Origin of the sequence: Aureimonas ureilytica (genome assembly GCF_001475935.1) — a bacterium.
Classification (GTDB): domain Bacteria; phylum Pseudomonadota; class Alphaproteobacteria; order Rhizobiales; family Rhizobiaceae; genus Aureimonas; species Aureimonas ureilytica_A.
Map to the genome: position 1 here is coordinate 62,731 of NZ_LDQA01000010.1, position 20,269 is coordinate 82,999.

Annotated in this window: 24 protein-coding genes; 8 read left to right on the plus strand and 16 right to left on the minus strand. The window is 64.8% G+C overall.

Translation table 11 applies throughout. The annotated features are described in order from the left end of the window. The first annotated feature begins 7 nt into the window (after positions 1-7). The 4 genes from NS365_RS04010 (at position 8) to NS365_RS04025 (ending at position 3,460) form a co-directional block, all read left to right on the plus strand. Positions 8-805 (plus strand): ABC transporter substrate-binding protein, encoded by a 798-nt coding sequence (locus tag NS365_RS04010; protein WP_058598989.1) that lies wholly within the window; start codon positions 8-10, stop codon positions 803-805. Positions 806-1,024: 219 nt separating this feature from the next. Next, the gene (locus tag NS365_RS04015) at positions 1,025-1,747 is read left to right on the plus strand and encodes an ABC transporter permease (RefSeq protein ID WP_058598990.1); all 723 of its coding nucleotides are present in this window, start codon (positions 1,025-1,027) and stop codon (positions 1,745-1,747) included. After that, positions 1,744-2,538, plus strand: coding sequence for an ABC transporter permease (locus NS365_RS04020; protein ID WP_058598991.1), 795 nt, complete (start codon positions 1,744-1,746; stop codon positions 2,536-2,538). The genes NS365_RS04015 and NS365_RS04020 overlap by 4 nt, the downstream gene beginning before the upstream one ends. Before the next feature lie 52 nt (positions 2,539-2,590). Next, positions 2,591-3,460, plus strand: coding sequence for an NAD(P)-dependent oxidoreductase (locus NS365_RS04025; protein ID WP_058598992.1), 870 nt, complete (start codon positions 2,591-2,593; stop codon positions 3,458-3,460). A gap of 40 nt (positions 3,461-3,500) precedes the next feature. Here the strand turns inward: NS365_RS04025 and NS365_RS04030 are convergent, their stop codons facing one another. Both NS365_RS04030 and NS365_RS04035 read right to left on the minus strand, forming a co-directional pair. After that, a complete protein-coding gene (locus NS365_RS04030) occupies positions 3,501-3,986 on the minus strand; it encodes an Lrp/AsnC family transcriptional regulator (protein WP_058598993.1) in 486 nt (161 codons plus the stop codon). A gap of 55 nt (positions 3,987-4,041) precedes the next feature. After that, a complete protein-coding gene (locus tag NS365_RS04035; RefSeq protein WP_058598994.1) occupies positions 4,042-4,683 on the minus strand; it encodes a uracil-DNA glycosylase family protein in 642 nt (213 codons plus the stop codon). 185 nt (positions 4,684-4,868) lie between these two features. On the opposite strand from NS365_RS04035, the gene NS365_RS04040 reads away from it, so the two are divergent. The 3 genes from NS365_RS04040 to NS365_RS04050 are packed head-to-tail and all read left to right on the plus strand — an operon-like array spanning position 4,869 to position 7,311. Next, complete coding sequence (locus NS365_RS04040) at positions 4,869-6,374, plus strand: sensor histidine kinase (RefSeq protein ID WP_058598995.1); 1,506 nt, start codon at positions 4,869-4,871, stop codon at positions 6,372-6,374. Between the two features lie 48 nt (positions 6,375-6,422). Beyond that, a complete protein-coding gene (locus NS365_RS23450; RefSeq protein ID WP_082684404.1) occupies positions 6,423-6,626 on the plus strand; it encodes a DUF1289 domain-containing protein in 204 nt (67 codons plus the stop codon). A 1-nt stretch (position 6,627) separates the two neighbouring features. Further along, entirely contained in the window at positions 6,628-7,311 is a 684-nt protein-coding gene (locus NS365_RS04050; protein ID WP_058598997.1) for a retropepsin-like aspartic protease family protein, read from the plus strand. Between the two features lie 191 nt (positions 7,312-7,502). On the opposite strand, the gene dusA is transcribed toward NS365_RS04050, so the two are convergent. After that, complete coding sequence (dusA, locus tag NS365_RS04055; RefSeq protein WP_058598998.1) at positions 7,503-8,525, minus strand: tRNA dihydrouridine(20/20a) synthase DusA; 1,023 nt, start codon at positions 8,523-8,525, stop codon at positions 7,503-7,505. Between the two features lie 105 nt (positions 8,526-8,630). On the opposite strand from dusA, the gene NS365_RS04060 reads away from it, so the two are divergent. Continuing rightward, complete coding sequence (locus NS365_RS04060; protein ID WP_058599034.1) at positions 8,631-9,707, plus strand: site-specific integrase; 1,077 nt, start codon at positions 8,631-8,633, stop codon at positions 9,705-9,707. Positions 9,708-9,716: 9 nt separating this feature from the next. Here the strand turns inward: NS365_RS04060 and NS365_RS04065 are convergent, their stop codons facing one another. The 13 genes from NS365_RS04065 to NS365_RS04125 form a co-directional block, all read right to left on the minus strand. Then, a complete protein-coding gene (locus tag NS365_RS04065) occupies positions 9,717-9,965 on the minus strand; it encodes a hypothetical protein (protein WP_153003641.1) in 249 nt (82 codons plus the stop codon). Between the two features lie 99 nt (positions 9,966-10,064). Then, positions 10,065-10,316, minus strand: coding sequence for a hypothetical protein (locus NS365_RS04070; protein ID WP_058599000.1), 252 nt, complete (start codon positions 10,314-10,316; stop codon positions 10,065-10,067). Positions 10,317-10,416: 100 nt separating this feature from the next. After that, positions 10,417-10,758, minus strand: a complete 342-nt coding sequence (locus NS365_RS04075; protein ID WP_153003642.1) for a hypothetical protein — start codon at positions 10,756-10,758, stop codon at positions 10,417-10,419. Continuing rightward, positions 10,739-11,188, minus strand: coding sequence for a hypothetical protein (locus tag NS365_RS04080; RefSeq protein WP_058599002.1), 450 nt, complete (start codon positions 11,186-11,188; stop codon positions 10,739-10,741). Before NS365_RS04080 ends, NS365_RS04075 begins: the two co-directional genes overlap by 20 nt. Before the next feature lie 3 nt (positions 11,189-11,191). After that, positions 11,192-11,581, minus strand: coding sequence for a hypothetical protein (locus tag NS365_RS04085; RefSeq protein ID WP_058599003.1), 390 nt, complete (start codon positions 11,579-11,581; stop codon positions 11,192-11,194). A gap of 11 nt (positions 11,582-11,592) precedes the next feature. After that, positions 11,593-12,369, minus strand: a complete 777-nt coding sequence (locus NS365_RS04090) for an SH3 domain-containing protein (protein WP_082684405.1) — start codon at positions 12,367-12,369, stop codon at positions 11,593-11,595. A gap of 67 nt (positions 12,370-12,436) precedes the next feature. Next, positions 12,437-15,655 carry a hypothetical protein gene (locus NS365_RS04095; RefSeq protein ID WP_058599004.1) on the minus strand — a complete coding sequence of 1,073 codons (3,219 nt, stop codon included), beginning with the start codon at positions 15,653-15,655 and terminating at the stop codon, positions 12,437-12,439. A 154-nt stretch (positions 15,656-15,809) separates the two neighbouring features. Next, a complete protein-coding gene (locus tag NS365_RS04100; protein WP_058599005.1) occupies positions 15,810-16,130 on the minus strand; it encodes a hypothetical protein in 321 nt (106 codons plus the stop codon). A gap of 1 nt (position 16,131) precedes the next feature. Beyond that, positions 16,132-16,998: a hypothetical protein gene (locus NS365_RS04105; protein ID WP_058599006.1), complete on the minus strand. Its 867-nt coding sequence runs from the start codon at positions 16,996-16,998 to the stop codon at positions 16,132-16,134. Next, the gene (locus NS365_RS04110) at positions 16,998-17,774 is read right to left on the minus strand and encodes a hypothetical protein (protein WP_058599007.1); all 777 of its coding nucleotides are present in this window, start codon (positions 17,772-17,774) and stop codon (positions 16,998-17,000) included. Before NS365_RS04110 ends, NS365_RS04105 begins: the two co-directional genes overlap by 1 nt. Then, complete coding sequence (locus tag NS365_RS04115) at positions 17,771-19,402, minus strand: hypothetical protein (protein WP_193753383.1); 1,632 nt, start codon at positions 19,400-19,402, stop codon at positions 17,771-17,773. The genes NS365_RS04110 and NS365_RS04115 overlap by 4 nt, the downstream gene beginning before the upstream one ends. Next, positions 19,399-19,842 carry a hypothetical protein gene (locus tag NS365_RS04120; RefSeq protein ID WP_058599009.1) on the minus strand — a complete coding sequence of 148 codons (444 nt, stop codon included), beginning with the start codon at positions 19,840-19,842 and terminating at the stop codon, positions 19,399-19,401. The genes NS365_RS04115 and NS365_RS04120 overlap by 4 nt, the downstream gene beginning before the upstream one ends. Before the next feature lie 8 nt (positions 19,843-19,850). After that, entirely contained in the window at positions 19,851-20,252 is a 402-nt protein-coding gene (locus NS365_RS04125; RefSeq protein ID WP_058599010.1) for a phage tail fiber protein, read from the minus strand. Between the last annotated feature and the right edge of the window lie 17 nt (positions 20,253-20,269).

The window sequence follows — 20,269 nt, forward strand, 5'->3', positions numbered from 1 at the left end:
GTTGACCATGCGATCCATCAAAACGGCTCTGCTCGCCCTGTCCGCCCTGGCCCTCACCACGTCTCTGGCGGCGGCGCAGGAGAGCGACGCCAACAAGACCTGGACCGAGGTCCGTATCGGATCGGAAGGCGCTTATCCGCCGTTCAACATGCTCGACGCTTCCGGCAAGCTGAACGGGTTCGACATCGACATCGCCAATGCCCTCTGCGACCAGATGAAGGTCAAGTGCACCTTCGTCACGCAGGATTGGGACGGCATCATTCCGGCTCTCCAGAACAATCGCTTCGATGCGATCATGTCCGGCATGTCGATCACGCCCGAGCGGGAGAAGCAGGTTCTCTTCACCAACAAATATTTCAATACGCCCGGTGCCGTCGCGGTGCCGAAGGACTCGACGATCGCAGACACCTCCGCCGCCTCGCTCGCCGGCAAGACGATCGGCGCTCAGGCGTCCACAACCCATTCGCAGGCCGCCGAGAAATTCTTCCCCGACGCCGACGTGCGCGTGTATCCGACGGCCGAGGAATACAAGCTGGACATCGCGAACGGTCGCCTCGACGCAGTGACCGATGACATCGTCGTCCTCGGTCCTTGGCTGGAAAGTGCGGAAGGTGCCTGCTGCAAGCTGCTCGGCACGCTGCCGATGGACGAGAGCGTCTATGGCAAGGGTCTCGGCATCGCGGTGCGCCAGGGCGACACCAAGCTGAAGAAGATGTTCGACGATGCGATCACCGCGATCCGCGCCGACGGCACCTACAAGAAGATCCAGGACAAGTATTTCAAGTTCGACGTCTACGGGAAGTGATCGCAGCCTGATCTCGGGAAGGCCGGATCGCCCGGCCTTCCCCTTCCACAAACGCCAATACCCGACCCGTCGCCGGTTCGAGAGAGTTTCCAGGCCGAGCTTGAACCTCGGGTGGGATACGCTTTCGCGGGGCTGCGAGAGGTGTTACCAGCAGCTTTCCATTTTGAAGGCCAGGGGAACGATGACATCAGTCCGCAAAGGCGCGTCTCGCCCTGACCGGTGCCCCTCGTGACGACCGATTATCTGTCTCTCCTCTCCTATGGTGCCGATGGTTGGGGCGACGAACTCCTCTCCGGCCTGTTCATCACCTTCTCGCTGGCTTTGGCGACCCTGCCGCTGGGCCTCCTGCTCGGCCTCGGTCTGGCGCTGGCCAAACGCGGCGGCGACCCGGCGCTGGCGCTATCGGCCAATATCTACACCACCCTGTTTCGGGGCCTGCCCGAGCTTCTGACGCTCTTCCTCGTGTATTACGGCGGGCAGAACCTCCTGAATTCGGTGAGCACGACGCTCGGCTGGGGCAATATCGAAATCTCCAGCTTTCTGGCCGGCATGATCGCGCTCGGCTTCGTCTTCGCCGCCTATTCGAGCGAAGTGTTCCTATCGGCCTTCCAGGCGATTCCGAACGGCCAATGGGAAGGCGGGCGAGCGCTCGGGCTGCGCGAGCGGCGCATCTTCCGGCTGGTGATCTTTCCCCAGCTTTTGCGCATCAGCCTGCCCGGCCTGTCCAATGTCTGGCTGAATCTTCTGAAGGACACGGCGCTCGTTTCGGTCGTGGGTCTCTCTGATATTCTGCGTCAGACAGGCGTTGCAGCGCGGGTGACGCGTGAGCCGTTCTTCTTCTTCGCGCTTGCCTGCGTTCTCTATCTCATCCTCACCTTCGTTTCCTCGCTCGCCCTCGGGCGGCTGGAGCGCTGGACCCGGCGTGGGGAGGCCGCGCGATGACGTCACGGATCGCCGATTTTGCGAAGCGTTCGAGCTGGCTCGGCCTTGCCACGCTTCTTGTCTGGATCGTGGGCGGCGTGGGCCTCGTCTGGTATCTCGTCGCGGTCTGGAACCCGGATCTCGTGGCGCGCTACGGCCCGCTTTATCTCCAAGGCTTGCGCACGACGCTGATCCTCGTGTCGCTGTCATATCTCTGCGGCATGGCGCTGTCCGTGCCGCTGGCCGCCGGCCGTCTGTCGCAGAACCGATTGGCGCGCGGCATCAGCTCGGCCTATGTCGGCTTCTTCCGTGGCACGCCTCTCATCGCGCAGCTCTTCCTGATCTATTACGGCTTCGGCAGCTTCCGCCCGGCCTTCGAGGCGTTCGGCCTCTGGTGGTTCTTCCGGGAGGCCTGGTACTGCGCGGTCTTTGCGCTGGCGCTCAACACGGCGGCCTATCAGACCGAAATCCTGCGCGGTGCGCTGCTCAGCATTCCCAAGGGCCAATGGGAAGGCGCGCGCTCCCTCGCCCTGCCGCGCCACGTGACCTTCCGCAAGATCATCGTGCCGCAGGCGCTCATGGTGGCGCTGCGACCCTATGCGAACGAGTTGATCCTGATGGTGAAGGCCTCGGCCATCGTCGCCATCATCACCGTGTTCGATCTCTTCGGGGAAACGCGCCGCGCTTTCTCGCGCAGCTTCGACTTCCAGACCTATGTCTGGGCGGCGCTGTTCTATCTCGTCATTGTCGAGATCGTGCGCAATCTCACCGCGCTCGCCGAGAAGCGCCTGACGCGGCATCTCATGCGGTAGCGCATCTTACGGCCGATCACGGCCGCATCCCATACAGCCAAAAGGACAGAGCATGGCGAAGACCGCTTTCATCGGACTGGGTGTGATGGGCTATCCCATGGCAGGCCACCTCAAGGCCAAGGGCGGGCATGAGGTCACGGTCTTCAACCGCACGCGGGAGAAGGCCGAGCGCTGGGCCGGCGAGCATGGCGGCGCGTTCCGCGAGATGCCGCGCGAGGCGGCCGAGGGTGCCGATTTCGTCTTCGTCTGCGTCGGCAATGACGACGACGTGCGCTCCGTCACGCTGGGCGAGACCGGAGCATTCGCCGGCATGAAGCCCGGCGCGGTGCTGGTGGATCACACGACCGCCTCGGCGGAACTGGCGCGCGAGCTGGATCAAGCCGCGCGCGAGGGGGGCCAGCGCTTTCTCGACGCGCCCGTGTCCGGCGGACAAGCCGGCGCTGAGAACGGCGTTCTGACCGTGATGGTCGGCGGCGAGAGCGACACGTTCGAGGCCGCGCGCCCGGTGATCGATTCCTATGCCCGCATGGTCGGGCTCATGGGCCCGGCGGGCGCAGGGCAGCTTGCCAAGATGATGAACCAGATCTGCATCGCAGGCTTGGTGCAGGGCCTGTCCGAGGCCATCCATTTTGGCCAGAACGCCGGGCTCGACATCGGGAAGGTGATCGACGTCATCTCCAAGGGCGCGGCGGGCTCGTGGCAGATGGAGAACCGGCACAAGACCATGATCGAGGGGCGCTACGATTTCGGCTTCGCGGTGGAATGGATGCGCAAAGATCTCGGCATCTGTCTCACGGAAGCGCGCCGCAACGGCGCATCCCTCCCCGTCACGGCGCTGGTCGATCAGTTCTATGGCGAGGTGGAGAAGCTCGGCGGCCGGCGCTGGGACACGTCCTCGCTTCTGGCCCGGCTGACGCGCTGAGAGCTTGGCGCGCTGAGAGCTTGGGCCCTGCTGCGGGAGATCAACTCTCCCGCTGTTCCTTTTCGAGGATCATGTAATCGAGCGGCAGCTCGGTCGTGGTCTTGATCCGCTCCATGGCGAAGGCCGACGACACGTCGCGAATGTCGATCTTCGAGATCAGGCGCTTGTAGAAGCCGTCATAGGCGGCGATATCGGGCACGACGACGCGCAGGAGATAATCCACGTCGCCGCTCATGCGATAGAAATCAACGACTTCCGGAAACTCGTTCACCACTTCCGAGAAGCGCTTCAGCCACTCGGCCGAATGCGAATGGGTGCGGATCGAGACGAAGACGGTGACGCGCGTGTTGACCTTTTCCGGGTCGAGAATGGCGACGCGGCGCTTAATGACGCCCTCTTCCTCCAGCTTCTGAATGCGCCGCCAGCAGGGCGTCGTGGACAGGCCGACCCGCTTGGCGACATCCGCCACCGCCAGCGTCGCATCCTCCTGAAGCAGTCTCAGGATTTTCTTGTCCAAACGATCCATGGTTCGGCCTCACTCTCGCACAAAGACGTTTTGTACAACAGGACGCACGGCCTCGTCAGACCAGCGCAGCGATCCGGCGGCGCAGTTCGGGCAAAAACATTTCCTCGAACCAGGGATTGCGCAAAATCCATCCGCTATTGCGCCAGGACGGATGAGGCAGCGGCAGAATCACCGGGCCATCCCCAACCTCGTCCTTCCGGTCCAGCCACGCATGAACGGTCTGCGTCATGCTCTGACCCGAGATGCTCACACCCGAGCGTGGCAGGTGCCAGGTTTGCGCGGCGCGGCCCACCGCCAGAATCAGGTCCAGCTGCGGCATGGCGGCGAAGACGGATGGATGCCACTGCCGACACTCCGCCCTCGGCGGCTGGTCTCCGCCCTTTGGGTCCGTGCCGGGAAAGCAGAAGCCCATCGGCACGATGGCGACCCGGCTGGCATCGTAGAACACGTCTTCGCCCACTCCCATCCACGCGCGCAGCCTGACGCCGGACGGGTCGGTGAAGGGCCGGCCGGAGCGGTCGGCGAGATTGCCCGGCGCCTGCCCCGCGATGCAGATTCGCGCGGTGTCGGATAGAACGAAGACCGGGTTGGGCTCGCGCTCCAGCGGTGGTCCGATGGGCTGGTCCCGGCAGATCCGGCATGCGCGGATGTCCCGCCGGAGCGCATCGACGCTTGGCCTCGTCCTGCCGTTATCCATGTTTTTCAAAGGCCTGCCTGCTGTTCGACCTGTCTCGTCCGGGCTTTCGAGGACGCCGCTCGTGCCGTATTTCGAGCGGCAACCGGGGGAAAAGACGACTTCTTAATCCAATTTTTTAAGCTTTTCGCAAGAGCATGAGACTCCCGCGCTCCGGTCGCTCGAAACCTCGCTGTGTCTCTCGGTTCATGTCTCTTGCGCCTCCCCCTTCCCTGAACGAGACGCTGCCGCATCGCGGGCCGGCGACGCGTCGCGGCGATGTGACGGAGACCGTGCGCTCGGCGCGAGACCGGCTTCTGTCGCCGGCCGGGCTGCCGCCGCGCATCGAGCTGGCGCTTCTGCGTCAGCATGTCGGGCAGCTCCTGGTCGGGGTACCGATCGTCTCGGGCCTCGTCGCCGTTCTGGCCATTGCGGCCGGGCTTCGTGAAGCGAGCTTCGCCTGGATCTGGATCGCTTCCCACCTGGTGGCCAGCGGTTTTCTGCTGGGTGTCGTCCTGCGCTTCGAAGCCTCAACGCGGCCGATCTTCCAGGCGCAGTCCTGGAAGCGTCTGTTTCTCGCAGGCCACTTCCTGTCCGGCCTGCCGTGGGCGCTTCTGTGGCTCTGGCCACTCTGCCGCAGCTGCGGCCCGATCGACACCAATGCCCTTCTGTTTGCCACGAGTCTGGGCGCGATCGCGACCGTTGCGATGATCGGCGCGGCGCTGGGCGGCGTCGTGATCGCCACCTTCCTGCCGCTGGCCGGCGCGCTGGCCTTCCGCGCGACCACCAGCCAGGACGCCAGCGAGCAGGCCCTCTACGGCCTTCTGATCTGCGCCATCCCCTTTTTCACGCTCGTGGCGGATCGCCTGCGCCGGGGCTCGGTGGAGCGGCTTAGGCACCGGGCCGAGCGCGACCAGCTCGTCTCGGAAATCGAGACCGCCCGCATCCAGTCGGACGAGGCACGCCAGCGCGCTGAGGAAGCCAATCTCGCCAAGTCGCAGTTTCTAGCCACGATGAGCCATGAACTGCGCACGCCGCTCAACGCGATTCTCGGCTTCTCCGAGGTGATCAGCAACGAAATCCTCGGCCCGGTCGGCAACGAGACCTATCGGGACTATGTCAACGACATCCATCAATCGGGGCAGCATCTCCTCGACCTCATCAACGAAATTCTCGACCTCTCGCGCGTGGAGGCCGGCCGGTACACGCTGAACGAGGAGCCGCTGCTTCTGGCCAACAAGGCGCGCGAGGGCATCGGCTATGTCCAGCTCAAGGCGGACACGAAGCGCATTTCCATCGTCTCGGAGTTCGAGCCGAACCTGCCCCAACTCTGGGGCGATCCGCGCTCGCTGCGGCAGGTCGTGCTCAATCTCCTGTCCAACGCCGTGAAGTTCACGCCCGAAGGCGGGCGGATCGTCTGCCGCGTCGGCTGGACGGCGGGCGGCGGGCAATATGTCTCGGTGAGCGACAACGGGCCGGGCATTCCGGCCGAGGAACTGCCGACCGTCCTCTCCTCCTTCGGCCAGGGATCGAGCGCCATCAAATCCGCCGAACAGGGCACCGGCCTCGGGCTTCCCATCGTGCAGGCCTTGATGACGCTCCACAATGGCCGTTTCGAGCTTCATTCGGAACTCGGGCGTGGTACCGAGGCCATCGCGATCTTCCCCCACTCGCGCGTTCTCGAAGTGATGCCCGCCATGCAGGACTTCGTCTGACGAAACCGTCACTTGCACGCCTGAAACCCCGCTCCCATCTTGGCTCCCATGTCCGCTGCGTCCGCTTCCGTCTCCTCCCCTTGCGTCCAAATCTGCGTGCTCGACGCCGCCAGCGGGTGGTGCGTCGGCTGCGGGCGCACGATCGAGGAGATCATCTCTTGGGGCAGCCTCAGCGAAGAATGCCGCTTGGAGATCATGGGCGGCCTGCCGAGCCGGCTGGACAGCATGGAACCCCAGGCGGGAGCCGCTTGAGATGCGCGCCCGCTCTCCTCGCCTCGCCATCCTGAGCGTCCTTCTTCTCTTCGCGCTCGGTGGACAGGCCCTCGCCTTCGATGGCGAGCAGACGGCCTCCGCGCTTTATCTCGGCGTCTGGGCCGTGCTTCTGGCCAGCAGCGTCTTCGTCCTGTTCCGCTATCGCCTTGGCGAGGCGCTGCGCGCTATCGTCATTTGGGCGCTGGCCTTTCTGGTACTGATCGGGGCCTATGCCTACCGGGACGAGTTCGGCGCGGTGCGCGACCGTATCATGGCCGAACTCTGGCCGGGCTACGCCGTCACATCAGGCGCGGCGGGCGAGGTCATGGCGGTGCGGGCCGACGACCGGCATTTCCATGTCGATGCCACGGTGAACGGTCGCCCGGTCTCGTTCCTCGTGGATACCGGCGCCAGCGTCATTGCGATCGACCGCGACGTGGCCCGCAGCATCGGCATCGACCCGGATCGCCTCAGCTATTCGAGCCGCATCCGCACCGCCAACGGCGTGGCGCAGGCCGCCGACGTGACGCTGGACACTGTGCGCATCGGCGGCATCGAACGGCGCAATGTGCGCGCCGTCGTCACGGAAGGCTCCGGCATCGGCACGAGCCTTCTCGGCATGAGCTTCCTCGGCACACTCGGCTCGTTCGAGTTCCGGGGCGATCGGCTGATCATGCGGGATTGAAAGACTATTTCGCGAGACTGCCGAGGAAGAGATAGGCGACGATCGACAGATTGCCGACGAAGCCGATTGCGACCACGGCCCAGATGGCCAGCCAGACCGGCGAGCGCTTCGGCGGTTTGCCAGTGGTTTCGGATTGCGGATTGTGTGTCAGGGCTCGGCCCTCCTCACGTTCGGATTGCGGGAAGAAAGCCTCACGCTGCCGTCTCCGTCGGCGTGCCGGTGAGGCTTACATACGAAAAGGCTTCCAGAAGGAGATCGGGCGTCGCATCCGGGCGAACGGCGCGCTCCGACAGGATCTGTCGCCAGCGGCGCGCGCCGGGCTGGCCCTGAAACAGGCCGACCATATGACGCGTCACCTGCGACAGGCGCCCGCCTCGCGCCATATGCGCGCCGGCATAATCGGCCATGCGCTGGAGGAGCGCCGGATAATCGACCTCGGCCGGTGGGCGGTCGTAAATCAGCGGACCCACTTCGGCGAGGTCGGACGGATTGCCATAGGCCCCGCGCCCCATCATGACGCCATCAAGGCCCTTCAGATGCTCGGCCGCCATGCGAACGCTGGTCAACCCGCCATTCAGCCCGATGAACATATCTGGCAGCCGCGCCTTCAATCTGACAACGCGGCTATAGTCGAGCGGGGGAATGTCGCGGTTTTCCTTGGGGCTGAGACCCTGGAGCCAGGCCTTGCGCGCGTGGACCCAAATCGCAGACACGCCCGCCTCGACCGCCGCGTCGGCCAGGGCGTCGAGCGCGGCTTCGGGGTCCTGATCGTCGACGCCGATCCGGCATTTCACCGTCACGGGAATGGAAACGGCCTGACGCATGGCCGACAGGCATTCGCCGACGAGCGCCGGCTGAAGCATCAGGCAAGCACCGAACGCGCCGGACTGAACCCGGTCGGACGGGCAGCCGACATTCAGATTGATCTCGTCATAGCCGAAGCCTTCCGCGATGCGCGCGGCCTCGGCGAGCTTCGCCGGATCGGAGCCGCCAAGTTGCAGCGCCAGCGGATGCTCTTCGGAGTCGAAGCCGAGCAGGCGCTCTCGGTCCCCATGCAGAACCGCGTCCGCCACGATCATCTCGGTATAAAGAAGCGCATCGGGCGCGAGCAGCCGATGAAAAAAGCGACACCGACGGTCCGTCCAATCGATCATCGGCGCGACGGCGAAGAGCGGACCCCTAGCGTAGTGGGCTTTTCGTTTCGCATCAGTCATTTAGGGGCCGTTTCGTCATGTCTTATTTCCGTCCGTTACCGCTCTTTTGCGCCCGTTTGAAGGCTGATATTGGTACGGCGTACCAACGGGATGGGCGTGTACCAAGTGGGAACGATCAGGGCGCGCAAGCGGGCCAATGGCGAGATGGCTTATACCGCGCAAATCCGCATCCAGCGAGAGGGGCAAACGGTCCACTCGGAAGCACAAACGTTTGATCGCAGGCCAGCGGCGGCAGCTTGGCTTCGGAAGCGGGAGAAGGAACTGGAAGCGCCGGGCGCGCTGGAGCAAGCGCGCGGCAGCGACGTGACGCTGGCGAAGATCATCGCGCAATACATCGAAGAAAGCACCCGTGCACTCGGCAAGACGAAGACGCAGGTGCTGCGAACCATCACACGGTCGGACCTCGCCGCCATGCCCTGCGATCGCATCGAGGCGCGCCACATCGTGGAATACCTGCAAAGCATCGAGGCACAACCCCAGACCGTCGGCAGCTACGCCAGCCACCTCGCGACGATCTTTGCTATCGCCCGGCCCGCTTGGGGCTATCCGCTGGACGACGGCGCGATGAAGGACGCCTTCACCGTCTGCAAACGGCTCGGCGTCATCAGCAGGAGCAAGCAGCGCGATCGGCGGCCGACGCTGGACGAACTGGACAAGCTGCTAGACCATTTCACCGATCGGAAAAAACGGGTGCCGCAGTACATGCCGATGGCGCAGGTGGTGCTGTTCGCGCTGTTCTCGACGCGCCGGCAAGAAGAGATCATCCGCATCCGATGGGACGATCTTGACGTGAAGCACTCCCGCATCCTGGTCCGCGATATGAAGCATCCGGGCGAAAAACTCGGGAACGACTCGTGGGTAGACCTTCCAGCTCCAGCCTTGCATGTCATCCAATCCATGCCGAGGAAGCGCGAAGAAATCTTCCCCTACTCGACGGACGCGACCAGTGCGAACTTCACGCGCGCCGGGAAGATTCTGGGGATCGAGGATTTGCACTTCCACGATCTCAGACATGAGGGGATTTCGCGCCTGTTCGAGATGGGCCTCAATATCCCGCACGTTGCAGCGGTCTCGGGGCATCGTTCATGGATCAGCCTCAAGCGCTACACGCATCTTCGCAACGTTGGCGATCGATACGAAGGCTGGAAATGGATGCCGAAGCCACCCCCGGAACCGTCATAGCAGCCTGCGTCAATCCTCCCGCCAGACCGGCCGCCGAATGATCTTGATCGCGGTCAACGTCCGCACTCTGAGGCTCTGTCGCTCGGATGCTGGAGGATCGACCGCGTAGACCTCCGTTGCATCCTTGAACCCGCAGCCCTCACACTTGAGGCGGCCCATCATGCTATCGACCTCGATATTGCCGAGGAGCATCATCATGTCCGCCGAATGGTAGTGGCGTGTCCGCCGGCACATGTTGCAGCGGACACGGATCAGCATTCCCAGATCGTGGGTCTGCTTGAGGGTCAGTCCGATGTTGTCCCGGCGCGGCATAAGAACGGATAGAGAACGGGCCGGTTGATTTGGCAAGTGCGACCGTCAGTCGGCTTCCAAGGATTTGCGCACGGCCGAGGCAATTTCGTCGGGCGACTGCCCCTTGGACGCGGCCACCCAAGCCGCATGGGCGGCGCGATCCGCAAGCGGGCGACGCGCACCCCGAAGGGCAACCACCCTCGCCACCAGTCGCTCGACATGCTCGCGAGCAGCATCCAGCTCGTTACGCCGATCCGTGCGCCCAATCGCCCGTATCCAGTCCGCATAGCGTCGAAGAATGGTGATGGTGCGTTCCATCCCGGTAATATGCTCGCCAAGCCTTAAACGCGCCTGATGACCAGACCCCCGAAACGCAAAAAGCCCCGCTCCCGGCTGGCTGGCCGAGAGCGGGGCTTTCCTATGGGCGCAGAGCGAGGCGCGCGACTTGTTCGCTCAGGCTTTCGAGCAATCGCGCGGTCCCCTGCTCTTCGCTTTTGGCAAGGGATTTGGCGGCCTCGGCAATCACCTCGGCCGCGTCAGCAATCCGCTCCAGCTCGGCCGCGATCTTGGTTGCGTCGAGCCCACCGCCGATCGCCGCGCCGATCACGCGCAACGCCGGGTCGGGCGGTGTCGCCGGCAACCTACCGACCAAAGCGCGCAGACGCGGTGTCAGCGCGCCGAACAAGCCAGCGAAGACCGCGAAGGCGATCCAGAACGCTACAGGCACCCAGGATGGAGCGTCAGCGGGTATCGTGGGCATGTTGGCGGGCCATCCTGCGATCATGAGCATCAAGAAAGGCGGTCCAGACGTTGGACAGCTCGAACAGAGCCATGAGCGTCAGGAGGTAGGCGATAACCGACCCTTCGACCGGCGCGGAATGGAAGCCGATCGCCATCATCATAGCGATCGAGAAGGACCAGACCCCGAGCGCCGCCCTGATCTCGGCACAGCGCCGCAGCACCACGCCGTTGATGACCAGGACCACGATGCGAACGAACCCGGTTCCCATCAGGAGATAAGCCCAAGTCTCTTCGCTCGCCCATCGGGCCATGATGTCATAGGAGGGCGAGCGCGCGAACGTGTCGGCGGGCTGGTAGAGCGCCCAGCCGATCCAGAGAAGCGCGAGGGCCATGAACCATTCGAAGCGACGAACGCTGAAATGGCGGGCGAGCTGGACGACGATCACCATGGATCAGCTCCCGATTGGCCGCCTCGCGCGCCACCGTCCGTAGAGCGTCAGACCGAAGCCGATCGCTTGGCCCGCCGTCGTGAGCGCCGAAACGATGTCGGCCGTTTGCTCGGCCGTGACGGGCAGCTCGCCGATCAGCGGTTTGGCGATCGTGCAGACGCCGGCCACGATCACGCCCCAGGTGACGCGGCTCTGATACCAGGGCTCATTGTTGGTCGCATGGACGACGATCGGCGCGACGGCTTCCACGACGCCGGCAGCGACGCGGGAGACATCCTTGCTTTCGAGAGAGATGCCGGGGTTCTTGGCCGCGTCCATGAGGATAGCGGCGATCGGCGAGGCAACCAGGTCTTCGGCAGCGAAGCGCCGGCTGGTGACAGTGGACAGAGGCATGACGTGTCCTTTCAGGCGTCGAGGGTGAGGTATTGGGAGGCGACCCAGCCGAGATAGCCAGCGGGCGTCCGCACTTGGCTCCAGCCGCAATCGTGATCGAGCACGGCCACCCGCGTCCCGCGCGGCAGCGATCCGATGATGTCGCCGCCCATGGCGCTGCGCAGATTGAGGCGCGGCGCGGTCACAGTGGCCGCCAACTCCATATCCTTGGCCGCTGGCGCGTCCGGCTTGCCCGCAGGCTCGGATACCGCCGGCACCGTGCACTTGCCGTCCAGCACGGCTTGCACCTCGCGCCGGAGCCGATCCCCCACGACGCGAGCGCCGAACACGGACGGATCGAAGACCAACCGCGCGATGTCCCATTTGCCGCGCTGCTTGATCCCGAGATTGCCTTGAACCTCGGCATGGGTCAGCACGGTTTCGGACGTGACCGGGATGGAGTAGGTCCGGCACAGCTCCGCGATGATCTCGACACCGGCTCGCCATTGCTCGGCCGTGGTCGGCTGTTTGCCGGGATTGAACGGGCTTTCCGTCGCCCCCGCCATGGAGCACAGCGAGAGGCCGATCGAGCCCGAGTTGCAGCCGAGCGTATGAGCGGCATAGTTGCCCCGGATCGGCGCCTGGTTGGCCGAGATCGGCAGATCGCCGCGCACGAGGTTGCCGTCACCCTCGACGATCAGGTGATAGTGCTGGCGGTCGAGGGTAGACGCCACATGCGCCCCGCCCGTCCAATGCAGGATGACGCGCGCCATCGTCGCGGCCGGAAGCCACGATTTGGGAATGCTCATAGGATCTCCGAAAACAAAAAAGCCCGGCGCTATGGCCGGGCAAAGTCAGAAGGGATAGGCGGGCAGATCAGGCCGCGAAGCCGAGAAGCGCAGGCAGTCGGGGCGCGAGATCGTTGGCCGCTGCGACGATGTTGGCGACGAACTGGTGAGTGCCGTCGTTCGTGCTGTTGGGCGCGAACTTGCCATCGGCCGTATGACCCGAGGCAGCATACATATCCCAACCCGCATCGCACTCGCCGGCCCCACCATAAGGCAACGTGGCATAGGCCCCGCGCCGCATGATGAGATCGGCCAGCTTGAACTGATCGCCGTTGGCGCTGGTGGCGTAATCGGACACCCACACCGCGTCGTCGTTCTTGCCGGTTTGGTTGGCCGTGGTCGCATAACCATCGGTCGAGGTCGTCGCCGGCAGGAGCGTGGTGCGAACGATCCGCTTAGGGCCACGCAGGGTCGCCCGCAGATCGCTGTTGTGCCACGACGTGAGGATACGCAGGCCGTTGCCGCTTGCGTCGTTCAACGAGCCCGGCGCAGCACCGACATTTTCAAACGTGATGCCCGAGCGCCGATCGTTGCCGGCGTGATTGGTGATCACGCCATCGCAATACTGACGGAAGACCCGACGCAAAGCGCTCGGCCCCGCGTCATAACCCGCGAACTGATTTCCGATGTTGCTCCCCGAAAGCGACACGTCGATGAAGGAATAGCCCTTCATGTTGAGCGCGCGCTTGACCGGCCCGAGACAGTCGTCATCGTCGCCCGTATCGACACCGTTGGTTCGCGAGCTGAGAGCCGCTTCGCAGATATTGCTGTCGCCATCCACCAGGACGCATTTGACACCCTCCGGCCCGGTCCCGAGAACGGCGCACGGACCCGAGGCCGCAGCGGTGAGAGCCGCCGTCCCCGCGCCCGACCAGTTTTTCGCGAAGATCAGATCGTTGGCTGTATCGGTCGGGAGGCCCAGGCCGTATTCGCCGAAGTCCGTCCCGCGCCCGTAAAGACCCGTAGGGCGGATGATGTCCCCGGTCCCGAAGGCGCGATATTCCTCTTGGATGTAATAGCGCCCGGCCGCGAGGCGGAAGCCCGCAACGCGATCGGTGCGATAGGCGAAACCGTTTGGGACCGTGAGAGTGAAGCCGTCCGCAGAGACCGCGCCACCCGCCCGCATGAACGGATAGTCCATCACCATTCCGAACCAGGTCATTTTGGTCAGGACCGCCGCCGACTGGTCTTGCGCCACGCCGGCAATGCCCGTGACCAACGCCGCGCGCCGTTCGATGCGATAGAACGGATTGCGGCAGACCACCGTGCCGCCCGGCGCAGCGGTGCCGTTGGCAACCGTCAGCGTGGCCGTCGTGTCGCTCGCAATGGTGATCGCACCGCTGGCATAGTCCGCGCCATTGTTGCGCACCGTGACGACATCGCCCGTCCGATAGCCGCGCGTCGTTTCCATGGTCAGCGTCATCGTGGTGCCCGACACAGCAACCGAATTCACAACGCGATCCGAGTTCAGGAAACCGCGCTGGAGGTTGAACCCGACGCCGCCCGAGCTGATCATCTGGCCGTGGAAATACTCGAAGAACGGTTCGTCCACATAGCTGTTGGCCTTGTGCCGGACGCGAGCGACATACTTCTGCGCGGACGCGATCGCTGCCCCTTGGCTGATAGGAAGCTTGGTCCGTACCGATCCCGAGATGATGTTGCGTTGCGCCGAGGCATCGCCCGCCAGCTTTTGGTAGATCGTCCGCAACGGGACAGCCGCACCCATATGCGCGGACATCGCCGCGTGCGTCCCGTCCGTGCCGATCGTCGCTTTGACGGCCGAGCCAGTGACGTGAGCCTTACCCGGCGTTCCCAGCGCACCATCCGCTGCACCGTTCCACGGGTTCGTAGTGGTCGGCACGAACGACACCGTATAGGGCGCAGCCGATCCAGAAACGGACGCCACGCGCGGGCCGCCCTGCCCGCCGATGTCCACATTGCTCGAATTGCCCGGCTCGAACACGAGGTTGTCGCCATAGACAGGCGGCGCACTGGTCTGGATGCTTGTCGCACCGCTCGCCACGTCGGCCGTCAACGTCCCCAAGAAAGCGGGAACACGCCACAGGCTCGGATTGGACGCGTCGGCACAGAAGCTTGCGAAATCGAAGATGATGTCAGGGCCGCCATTGACGCCGCGCTCGGCCGCCAAGGCCGCGTTGAATTGATCGCGACGGCCACCCGCCTCGAACCCGGCGACGGGAACCTGATTGGCGAGATCGGTGCATTTATAGGCATTGTCCGCCACGCGCGGTTGGATATTGCTCTGAATAATCGTCCGCACCCCGCCCTTGCGCGCCGAAGCCCAGATGGCCCGGTTGTCCGCCATGATGAGCGAAAGATCGCGAGAGCCGATCAGCTCGTTGGTCCCCAGACCGATATGCACGTCCGTGAAGCGGCCCGCCTCCAGAAGCGACATAAACTTGGGCGAATTGGCGGTCTGTTCGGCCGTCCTGCCGCCCACCGCCATCGCGACAAACGGGACGCCCTCGGCATAGGCCGCCCGCTTGAAATACGAACCGCCTGCGCGGCCAAGGCCACCCGTATCGTTTTGCTGCCGCAGGAGGCTGTCGCCGATGAGCCCGAGCGAGGCAAAGACACCGGAGACCGGCCCAAGCATCATCGAGGGAAAGAAGATGTTGAGCGCGTCCGGCGTGTTGGTCACGGTCATCGGGCCGGTCGCGTCAACGTCATCGCCCAAGTCGCTCGGCGCGCCCCGCCAGGACTGGTTGAAATCCGTCGAATAGTCGCAATAGGGCGCGCTCTGACCCGAAACCAGATCGAACAGGTGGCGATATTCAACGAAGCTGCGCGGCGCAAACCACGACACGCCGAAGGCGGTCGGCAGGATCGGATCGCACATGAACTCGGCCACCCCGGCGGGGATCACGAAGGTGCGCGAACCATTGTAGGTCACGGGCACCGACACGCCGTTATAGACCACCGCCGCCTTGCTGATCGTGATGTCCTGCGCGGCGGCCACCTCACGCTGCGCAAAGGTGCCGTTGGTCCACCACGGGCAAAAGGTCGGCTGGAACGACGGGGGAGCCATCAGGCCGAACTGATAGGCGCGCCGCCCCTTGAAGCGCGTCTTGCTCCCGGCGGTCGGCAGCGCATTGTTGCAGATCAGACCGCCCATGACGGTGTTGACCAGACGCGGCTTACCGCCGCCGGGCAGGAGAACGCCAGCACCGATCGCGCCGGCCAGCGAACGACGATTGGCGCTCTGACGCGCCCGAGAAACGGCCATGGCTGGCCTCCTATGATTTTGGGTGAGTGAGATGCGCATCAGCCGCGCGGGCTGGACTTCGCAAGTCTTGCGAACGATGGTCGCCGAGACGACCCGTCAGTGGTCGTTATCTGGCCGCGCCACCATTCCCCGACTCACGGGCGGCGCGGTCAGATCAGCGCGAGGGCGCCAGCAGCTCGGCCGCCCGATCCGCGCCGAACAGCTCCGTGGCCGCGCCCATCAGGAGCGGCCATAACTCATCGTCCGACTGGTAGGTCTGCGCGGCGCGGAACAGTTCGATGATGCGGCGCGACTGGCGCTGCATCGCCTCATAGATCGCGTCACCCTCGGGATCGGTCGCACGACGCCAGAGGTCGGCGGGGTAGACGATCGTCGGTAGTGGAGCCGGCGGCCCCTCGGCCTTCCAGGCGGCGATTTCCTCGGCCGTCATGGCGACCTTTTCACCCTCGCGGATGATGTAGAGTTCGTCGGCCATGTCAGCGCACTCCGTAGATCTTGATGCGCCCGGACTGCGCGAGCTGGACAGTTGAGAAGATGCCGAGAAGCTTTTTGACCCCAATCGCGTTGAGAACGCCCGCGCGAGACGTTCCCGTGTCTACACCCCCCGCTGTCTTTCCGACCTGCTGCGAGAAGAACGAGGCCCGGCCTCCGTCCGACCCATCGTGATAGCGGATCACAACATGATTGTCGTTGACGCCATCGAGCGCGATGATGCCGTGCTTGTTGTCGATCACAGAGGCGTTGAGAGGACCGTTCACCGTATCCCGACCGTAGACCTGCATCGCGTATTCCTGCGATCCGGTATAGTAGCCCGCTCCATCTCCATACCGCAGGAAGAGGAGACCGGAGCCGGATTTCGCAGCCAACCCGATGATGCTGATTTCGAAGGACGCGAAGTCGTTGGGCAGCGTCAGTTCAACGCCGGTCGAGTTGAGCAGCAGTTCGGGACCGTAGTTCGCGAGAAGCACTTTCATCGTGCGCGCGTCGGCCTCGGCCTTGGTGTAGCGATTGGCGAACAATGCCGCGACCGCAGCAGGATCGAGAAGCATCTTTCCGGGCGCGCCGAGGAAGATGTCCTTCGTCCCGGCGGCGAAGTTGACCTTGGCGTCGCCATTGGAGCTGTCGAGGACCGTTGTGCGCTCCAGCGTGTCGGCCGCCACATAGGTGCCGACGCCGGTTTCCCATGACCCGCCAGGCCCGGTGATCGTGTACCAGGTCGTGTCGCCGACAGCCATCACGCCGCCGAACCGTTTGAAGCCGAGTTGCGCGCCGGCCAGCGTCATGTTGCCGAGCCCGGAAGACGTGGATGTCTCCCGCACGCGGTCGCGGATGATCAGGGCCACTATAGCCTCTCCTCAATCTGGTACTGTTTGGAAAAGCGATCCCAAACCGCTTGCACGATCGGCGTGGTCTCGCTCTGAAATCCCCAGATCGTCACCTGCCCGAGATTGGGGGCCGTGGGGTCGAGGATCGTGAGCACATCGGCGCTCGCGCCCTTGCTCGCGTCGATCGCCTCCACGAAGCTCCAGCGTTGATCCTCGGTCAGCTCAGCAAAGGTCAGGTCCGCGATCCGATATTTGCGCTTGGGGTCCACATGGGTGGAGCCGCCCGCGCTCTTGGTCTTGACGCTGGGGTCCACCCAGCGCATCGACCAGTTGAAATCGAAGTTGGACACGAAGCGACACCTTGGCCCGACGAACAATCGGCCCGCGTCGATCCCATCCGCGCCCGGCTGCAAGAGGTCGATGCGCAGGTATCGAGCGCTGATGGGCTCGGGCAGAAGCGCCATCTGGTAGCCGTAGACCGGATCGCAGCAACCCGTGACAGTCAGGTCGAAGACCGCCGCACCGCCCTCGCTATCGGAGTTGGAGCCGCGCAGGCGCATTGTGCCGGCCTGCGTCATGGAGCAGCCGACCAGCGCCACCGTGTCGATCGGCGTCGGCGACTGGAAGTCGAGGAACAGAGACGCCGCCTGCCCCAACCCGCGCCATTTGCGTGCGATGTGCGGATCGCGCAGAAGCGAGGGCGGCAGGAACGGCGCGGACGACGAGGCCCGAAGGATCGTCGTCGCTGCGTCGGCCCGATTGTCATAGGCGATACAAGCCCGAAACTCGCTCATCCGTAGGCCACCACTTCCACGACGTTGTTCTCGGTGTCTTCGTCCAGGGACACGATGCGCAGCGCCTTGCCGTCCGCGAGGTCCCAGCGCGGATAAGTCAGGCGGATCACGTCGCCGAGGTCGAGGCCGAAAGGCTGCGTCTTGAGCGTCGCCCGATAGAGCGAACGGGACGAACGGTAGAGGTTGAGCCAGCGCCGCGCCTCGGCCCGTGCGTCGGCCTCATCGCGGAAATAGGCTTCCGCCATCGGCGGGTCTTGCGCCAACGGGTGGTTGACCTTGACCCGATCGCTCGACGCCTCGGCGATGCGCCATGCCTCGCGCAGCCAGGCGCGGCGCTCGTCCGTAATGCCGTCCGCCAGACGGTCGCCGTCCTGCACCGTCCAGTTCAGGGCGTAGCCGATACGATAGCGCCAGGCGGGCGGATCGATAGCGTCGGGCAAGGTCTCGCGGTTGATGCGGATGATCTCCACATCGCCAAAGGACGCCTTCGGATCGCCGCTTGGTGCGGTGAGGATGCCAACCTCCAGATCGCCCGCGCGCCGGAACCCGACCCAGCCGCCGATCCCGCGCATGAGACGCGCGCAGAGTTCGGCGACCGTGACCTCGCTGCCGGGCTCGACATAGAGACCGACCGGAGCTGGCTGGAGCGCCGCCACACGGGCAAAGCTCGCCGCGTTGATGCGGGAGACCTTGGCCGTCGCCTCGGCAAGGTGACGCACGATCTCAGCCGTGTGCGAGAGATGCGCACCGCGCGGGGCCGCCCCGAGTACGTCAGCCGTGACCATGCCCCGGTCGTCATCCAGCAGAAAGCGCAGCCGGAACAGACCGAGCGCGAGGCAGGTCGCATAGCGCCCTTGCGGGATCGCCGCCGCCAGGAGCGCGGCGAGCGTCGGATAGTCTGCATCCAGCGCCAGCTTGGCGGCGCGGACATAGACGGCCGGGATGGCTGCCACCGGCCCGTCATGCACCTGGAAGACAAGGCTGGTCGTCGCCGTCAGGTCGGCCGGGGTGACATTCGACACCGTCCCGAGAGCCAGCGGCTTGCGCTTGCCCTTGAGATCGGTGCCCCCCTCTACCCCACCCGTGCCGGCATAGGTGTTCGGGCTCGCCGGCACCTCCATCTGGTAGCCGAAGTCGCGAAGGTCCACGATCAGCTCTGCGTCGTCCACGTGCCAGCCGGTGGACTGGCCGTCGAAGATCACGCCGAAGCTGTCATAGGCATCCCCCGCCCCGCCGAGCTTCACCGTCACGCGCCGCCCGTCTACGGCATGGGTGCCGATCAGGTGGTCATATTCGCCGCTGGCATTGTTCAGGATCATCTCGCCGAGCCCCACCGTATAGGCCGAGAAGGCGCCGCCCCCGAGCAGGGAGCGGGTGAAGCGTAGGGCCTGACGCACCGTGCCGGCGAACAGGCGCGACGGGATGCGATCCGAAGTCCGGCTGATGAAATCCTCCGTGGCCGCGAAAAGGCGGTTATCGGCATTGACCACAAGTCTCGCCGAACCGATCAAGGCCGCCGAAACAGCCTTGTAGCCCGGCGTAAAAGCCGCCCGACCTTCCAGCCGCGCGGAAGGCTCCGGCAGGGTGGACAGCGGCAGGGAGCCGATCGGCGCGATCCCCAACATCAAGCGGCATCCTCATAGGGCAGGAGCAACACCGGATCGATCTCGACCGCATAGACCCGGCGTCGGCCGTTGCCGGCAATCAGGTCTTCGAACGAGGTGCGAGGGGCGACATCGAGCAGCGCTACGGCGGTCATGATGGCTGGACTTCGCCGGATCGCCGCCGGCGCACCGACTGCCATGGCGCTGCCGGCGACGAGCGCGACCGAAATGGCGTAGGTGGCATCGGCATCGGCAGCCAGCGCCGCCCGCGTCGTGAGGCTGGCTTGCGTTGGCTGGAGCCGACCCGCCCGCGCGCTGATCGTTGCGCCCGCCGTCAGGCTGGCCGAGATGTTGACGCGGTACGAGGCGGCAGCGGCCACCTGCACCCTTGCCTGCAACTCGGCAGCCCCGGCGAGTGGCGCGGCCGAGAGCGCGACCGTGGAAAGCGGAGCCAGCCCGAGCATGGCCTACCTCAAGCGAAGGTGATGGTGAGCTGCCCGACCGCGTATTGGAGGCTGTCGCCGGAGTTGATGACCTTGGAGACGGCGAGCGCGCCATAGAGCAGCATATTGCCGCCGTTCGCTGCATCCATGACCCCGACATGGGTGATGGTGCCCCAATCGGCCGAAGCAGGGCCGAACGTGACGGCTCCAGTATTGGACGTAGTGCCGGCGCTGGCGTCCGCTTGAGACAGCTTGTCCGTGATGGCCTGTCGGGCATAGCCGCCGGCAGAGACTTCGGCCGTCAGACTTCCAGCCTCCCCCGGATCGGCCGTGAACAGCGCCAGATAAACCGGGTTCGGCATGGGATACGCCGTCTTTCCGATGACGTGATCCAGCAGCTTCTTTTCGAGATAGTTCGTCATCGCGGACATGGCGCGGCTCCGTCAGG

Coding starts and splice junctions, on each gene's coding strand:
- NS365_RS04010 (WP_058598989.1), top strand. CDS start 8: ATGCGATCCATCAAAACGGCTCTGCTCGCCCTGTCCGCCCTGGCCCTC.
- NS365_RS04020 (WP_058598991.1), top strand. CDS start 1,744: ATGACGTCACGGATCGCCGATTTTGCGAAGCGTTCGAGCTGGCTCGGC.
- NS365_RS04025 (WP_058598992.1), top strand. CDS start 2,591: ATGGCGAAGACCGCTTTCATCGGACTGGGTGTGATGGGCTATCCCATG.
- NS365_RS04030 (WP_058598993.1), bottom strand. CDS start 3,986: ATGGATCGTTTGGACAAGAAAATCCTGAGACTGCTTCAGGAGGATGCG.
- NS365_RS04035 (WP_058598994.1), bottom strand. CDS start 4,683: ATGGATAACGGCAGGACGAGGCCAAGCGTCGATGCGCTCCGGCGGGAC.
- NS365_RS04040 (WP_058598995.1), top strand. CDS start 4,869: ATGTCTCTTGCGCCTCCCCCTTCCCTGAACGAGACGCTGCCGCATCGC.
- NS365_RS23450 (WP_082684404.1), top strand. CDS start 6,423: ATGTCCGCTGCGTCCGCTTCCGTCTCCTCCCCTTGCGTCCAAATCTGC.
- NS365_RS04050 (WP_058598997.1), top strand. CDS start 6,628: ATGCGCGCCCGCTCTCCTCGCCTCGCCATCCTGAGCGTCCTTCTTCTC.
- dusA (WP_058598998.1), bottom strand. CDS start 8,525: ATGACTGATGCGAAACGAAAAGCCCACTACGCTAGGGGTCCGCTCTTC.
- NS365_RS04065 (WP_153003641.1), bottom strand. CDS start 9,965: ATGCTGATCCGTGTCCGCTGCAACATGTGCCGGCGGACACGCCACTAC.
- NS365_RS04070 (WP_058599000.1), bottom strand. CDS start 10,316: ATGGAACGCACCATCACCATTCTTCGACGCTATGCGGACTGGATACGG.
- NS365_RS04075 (WP_153003642.1), bottom strand. CDS start 10,758: ATGCCCACGATACCCGCTGACGCTCCATCCTGGGTGCCTGTAGCGTTC.
- NS365_RS04080 (WP_058599002.1), bottom strand. CDS start 11,188: ATGGTGATCGTCGTCCAGCTCGCCCGCCATTTCAGCGTTCGTCGCTTC.
- NS365_RS04085 (WP_058599003.1), bottom strand. CDS start 11,581: ATGCCTCTGTCCACTGTCACCAGCCGGCGCTTCGCTGCCGAAGACCTG.
- NS365_RS04090 (WP_082684405.1), bottom strand. CDS start 12,369: ATGAGCATTCCCAAATCGTGGCTTCCGGCCGCGACGATGGCGCGCGTC.
- NS365_RS04095 (WP_058599004.1), bottom strand. CDS start 15,655: ATGGCCGTTTCTCGGGCGCGTCAGAGCGCCAATCGTCGTTCGCTGGCC.
- NS365_RS04100 (WP_058599005.1), bottom strand. CDS start 16,130: ATGGCCGACGAACTCTACATCATCCGCGAGGGTGAAAAGGTCGCCATG.
- NS365_RS04110 (WP_058599007.1), bottom strand. CDS start 17,774: ATGAGCGAGTTTCGGGCTTGTATCGCCTATGACAATCGGGCCGACGCA.
- NS365_RS04120 (WP_058599009.1), bottom strand. CDS start 19,842: ATGCTCGGGCTGGCTCCGCTTTCCACGGTCGCGCTCTCGGCCGCGCCA.
- NS365_RS04125 (WP_058599010.1), bottom strand. CDS start 20,252: ATGTCCGCGATGACGAACTATCTCGAAAAGAAGCTGCTGGATCACGTC.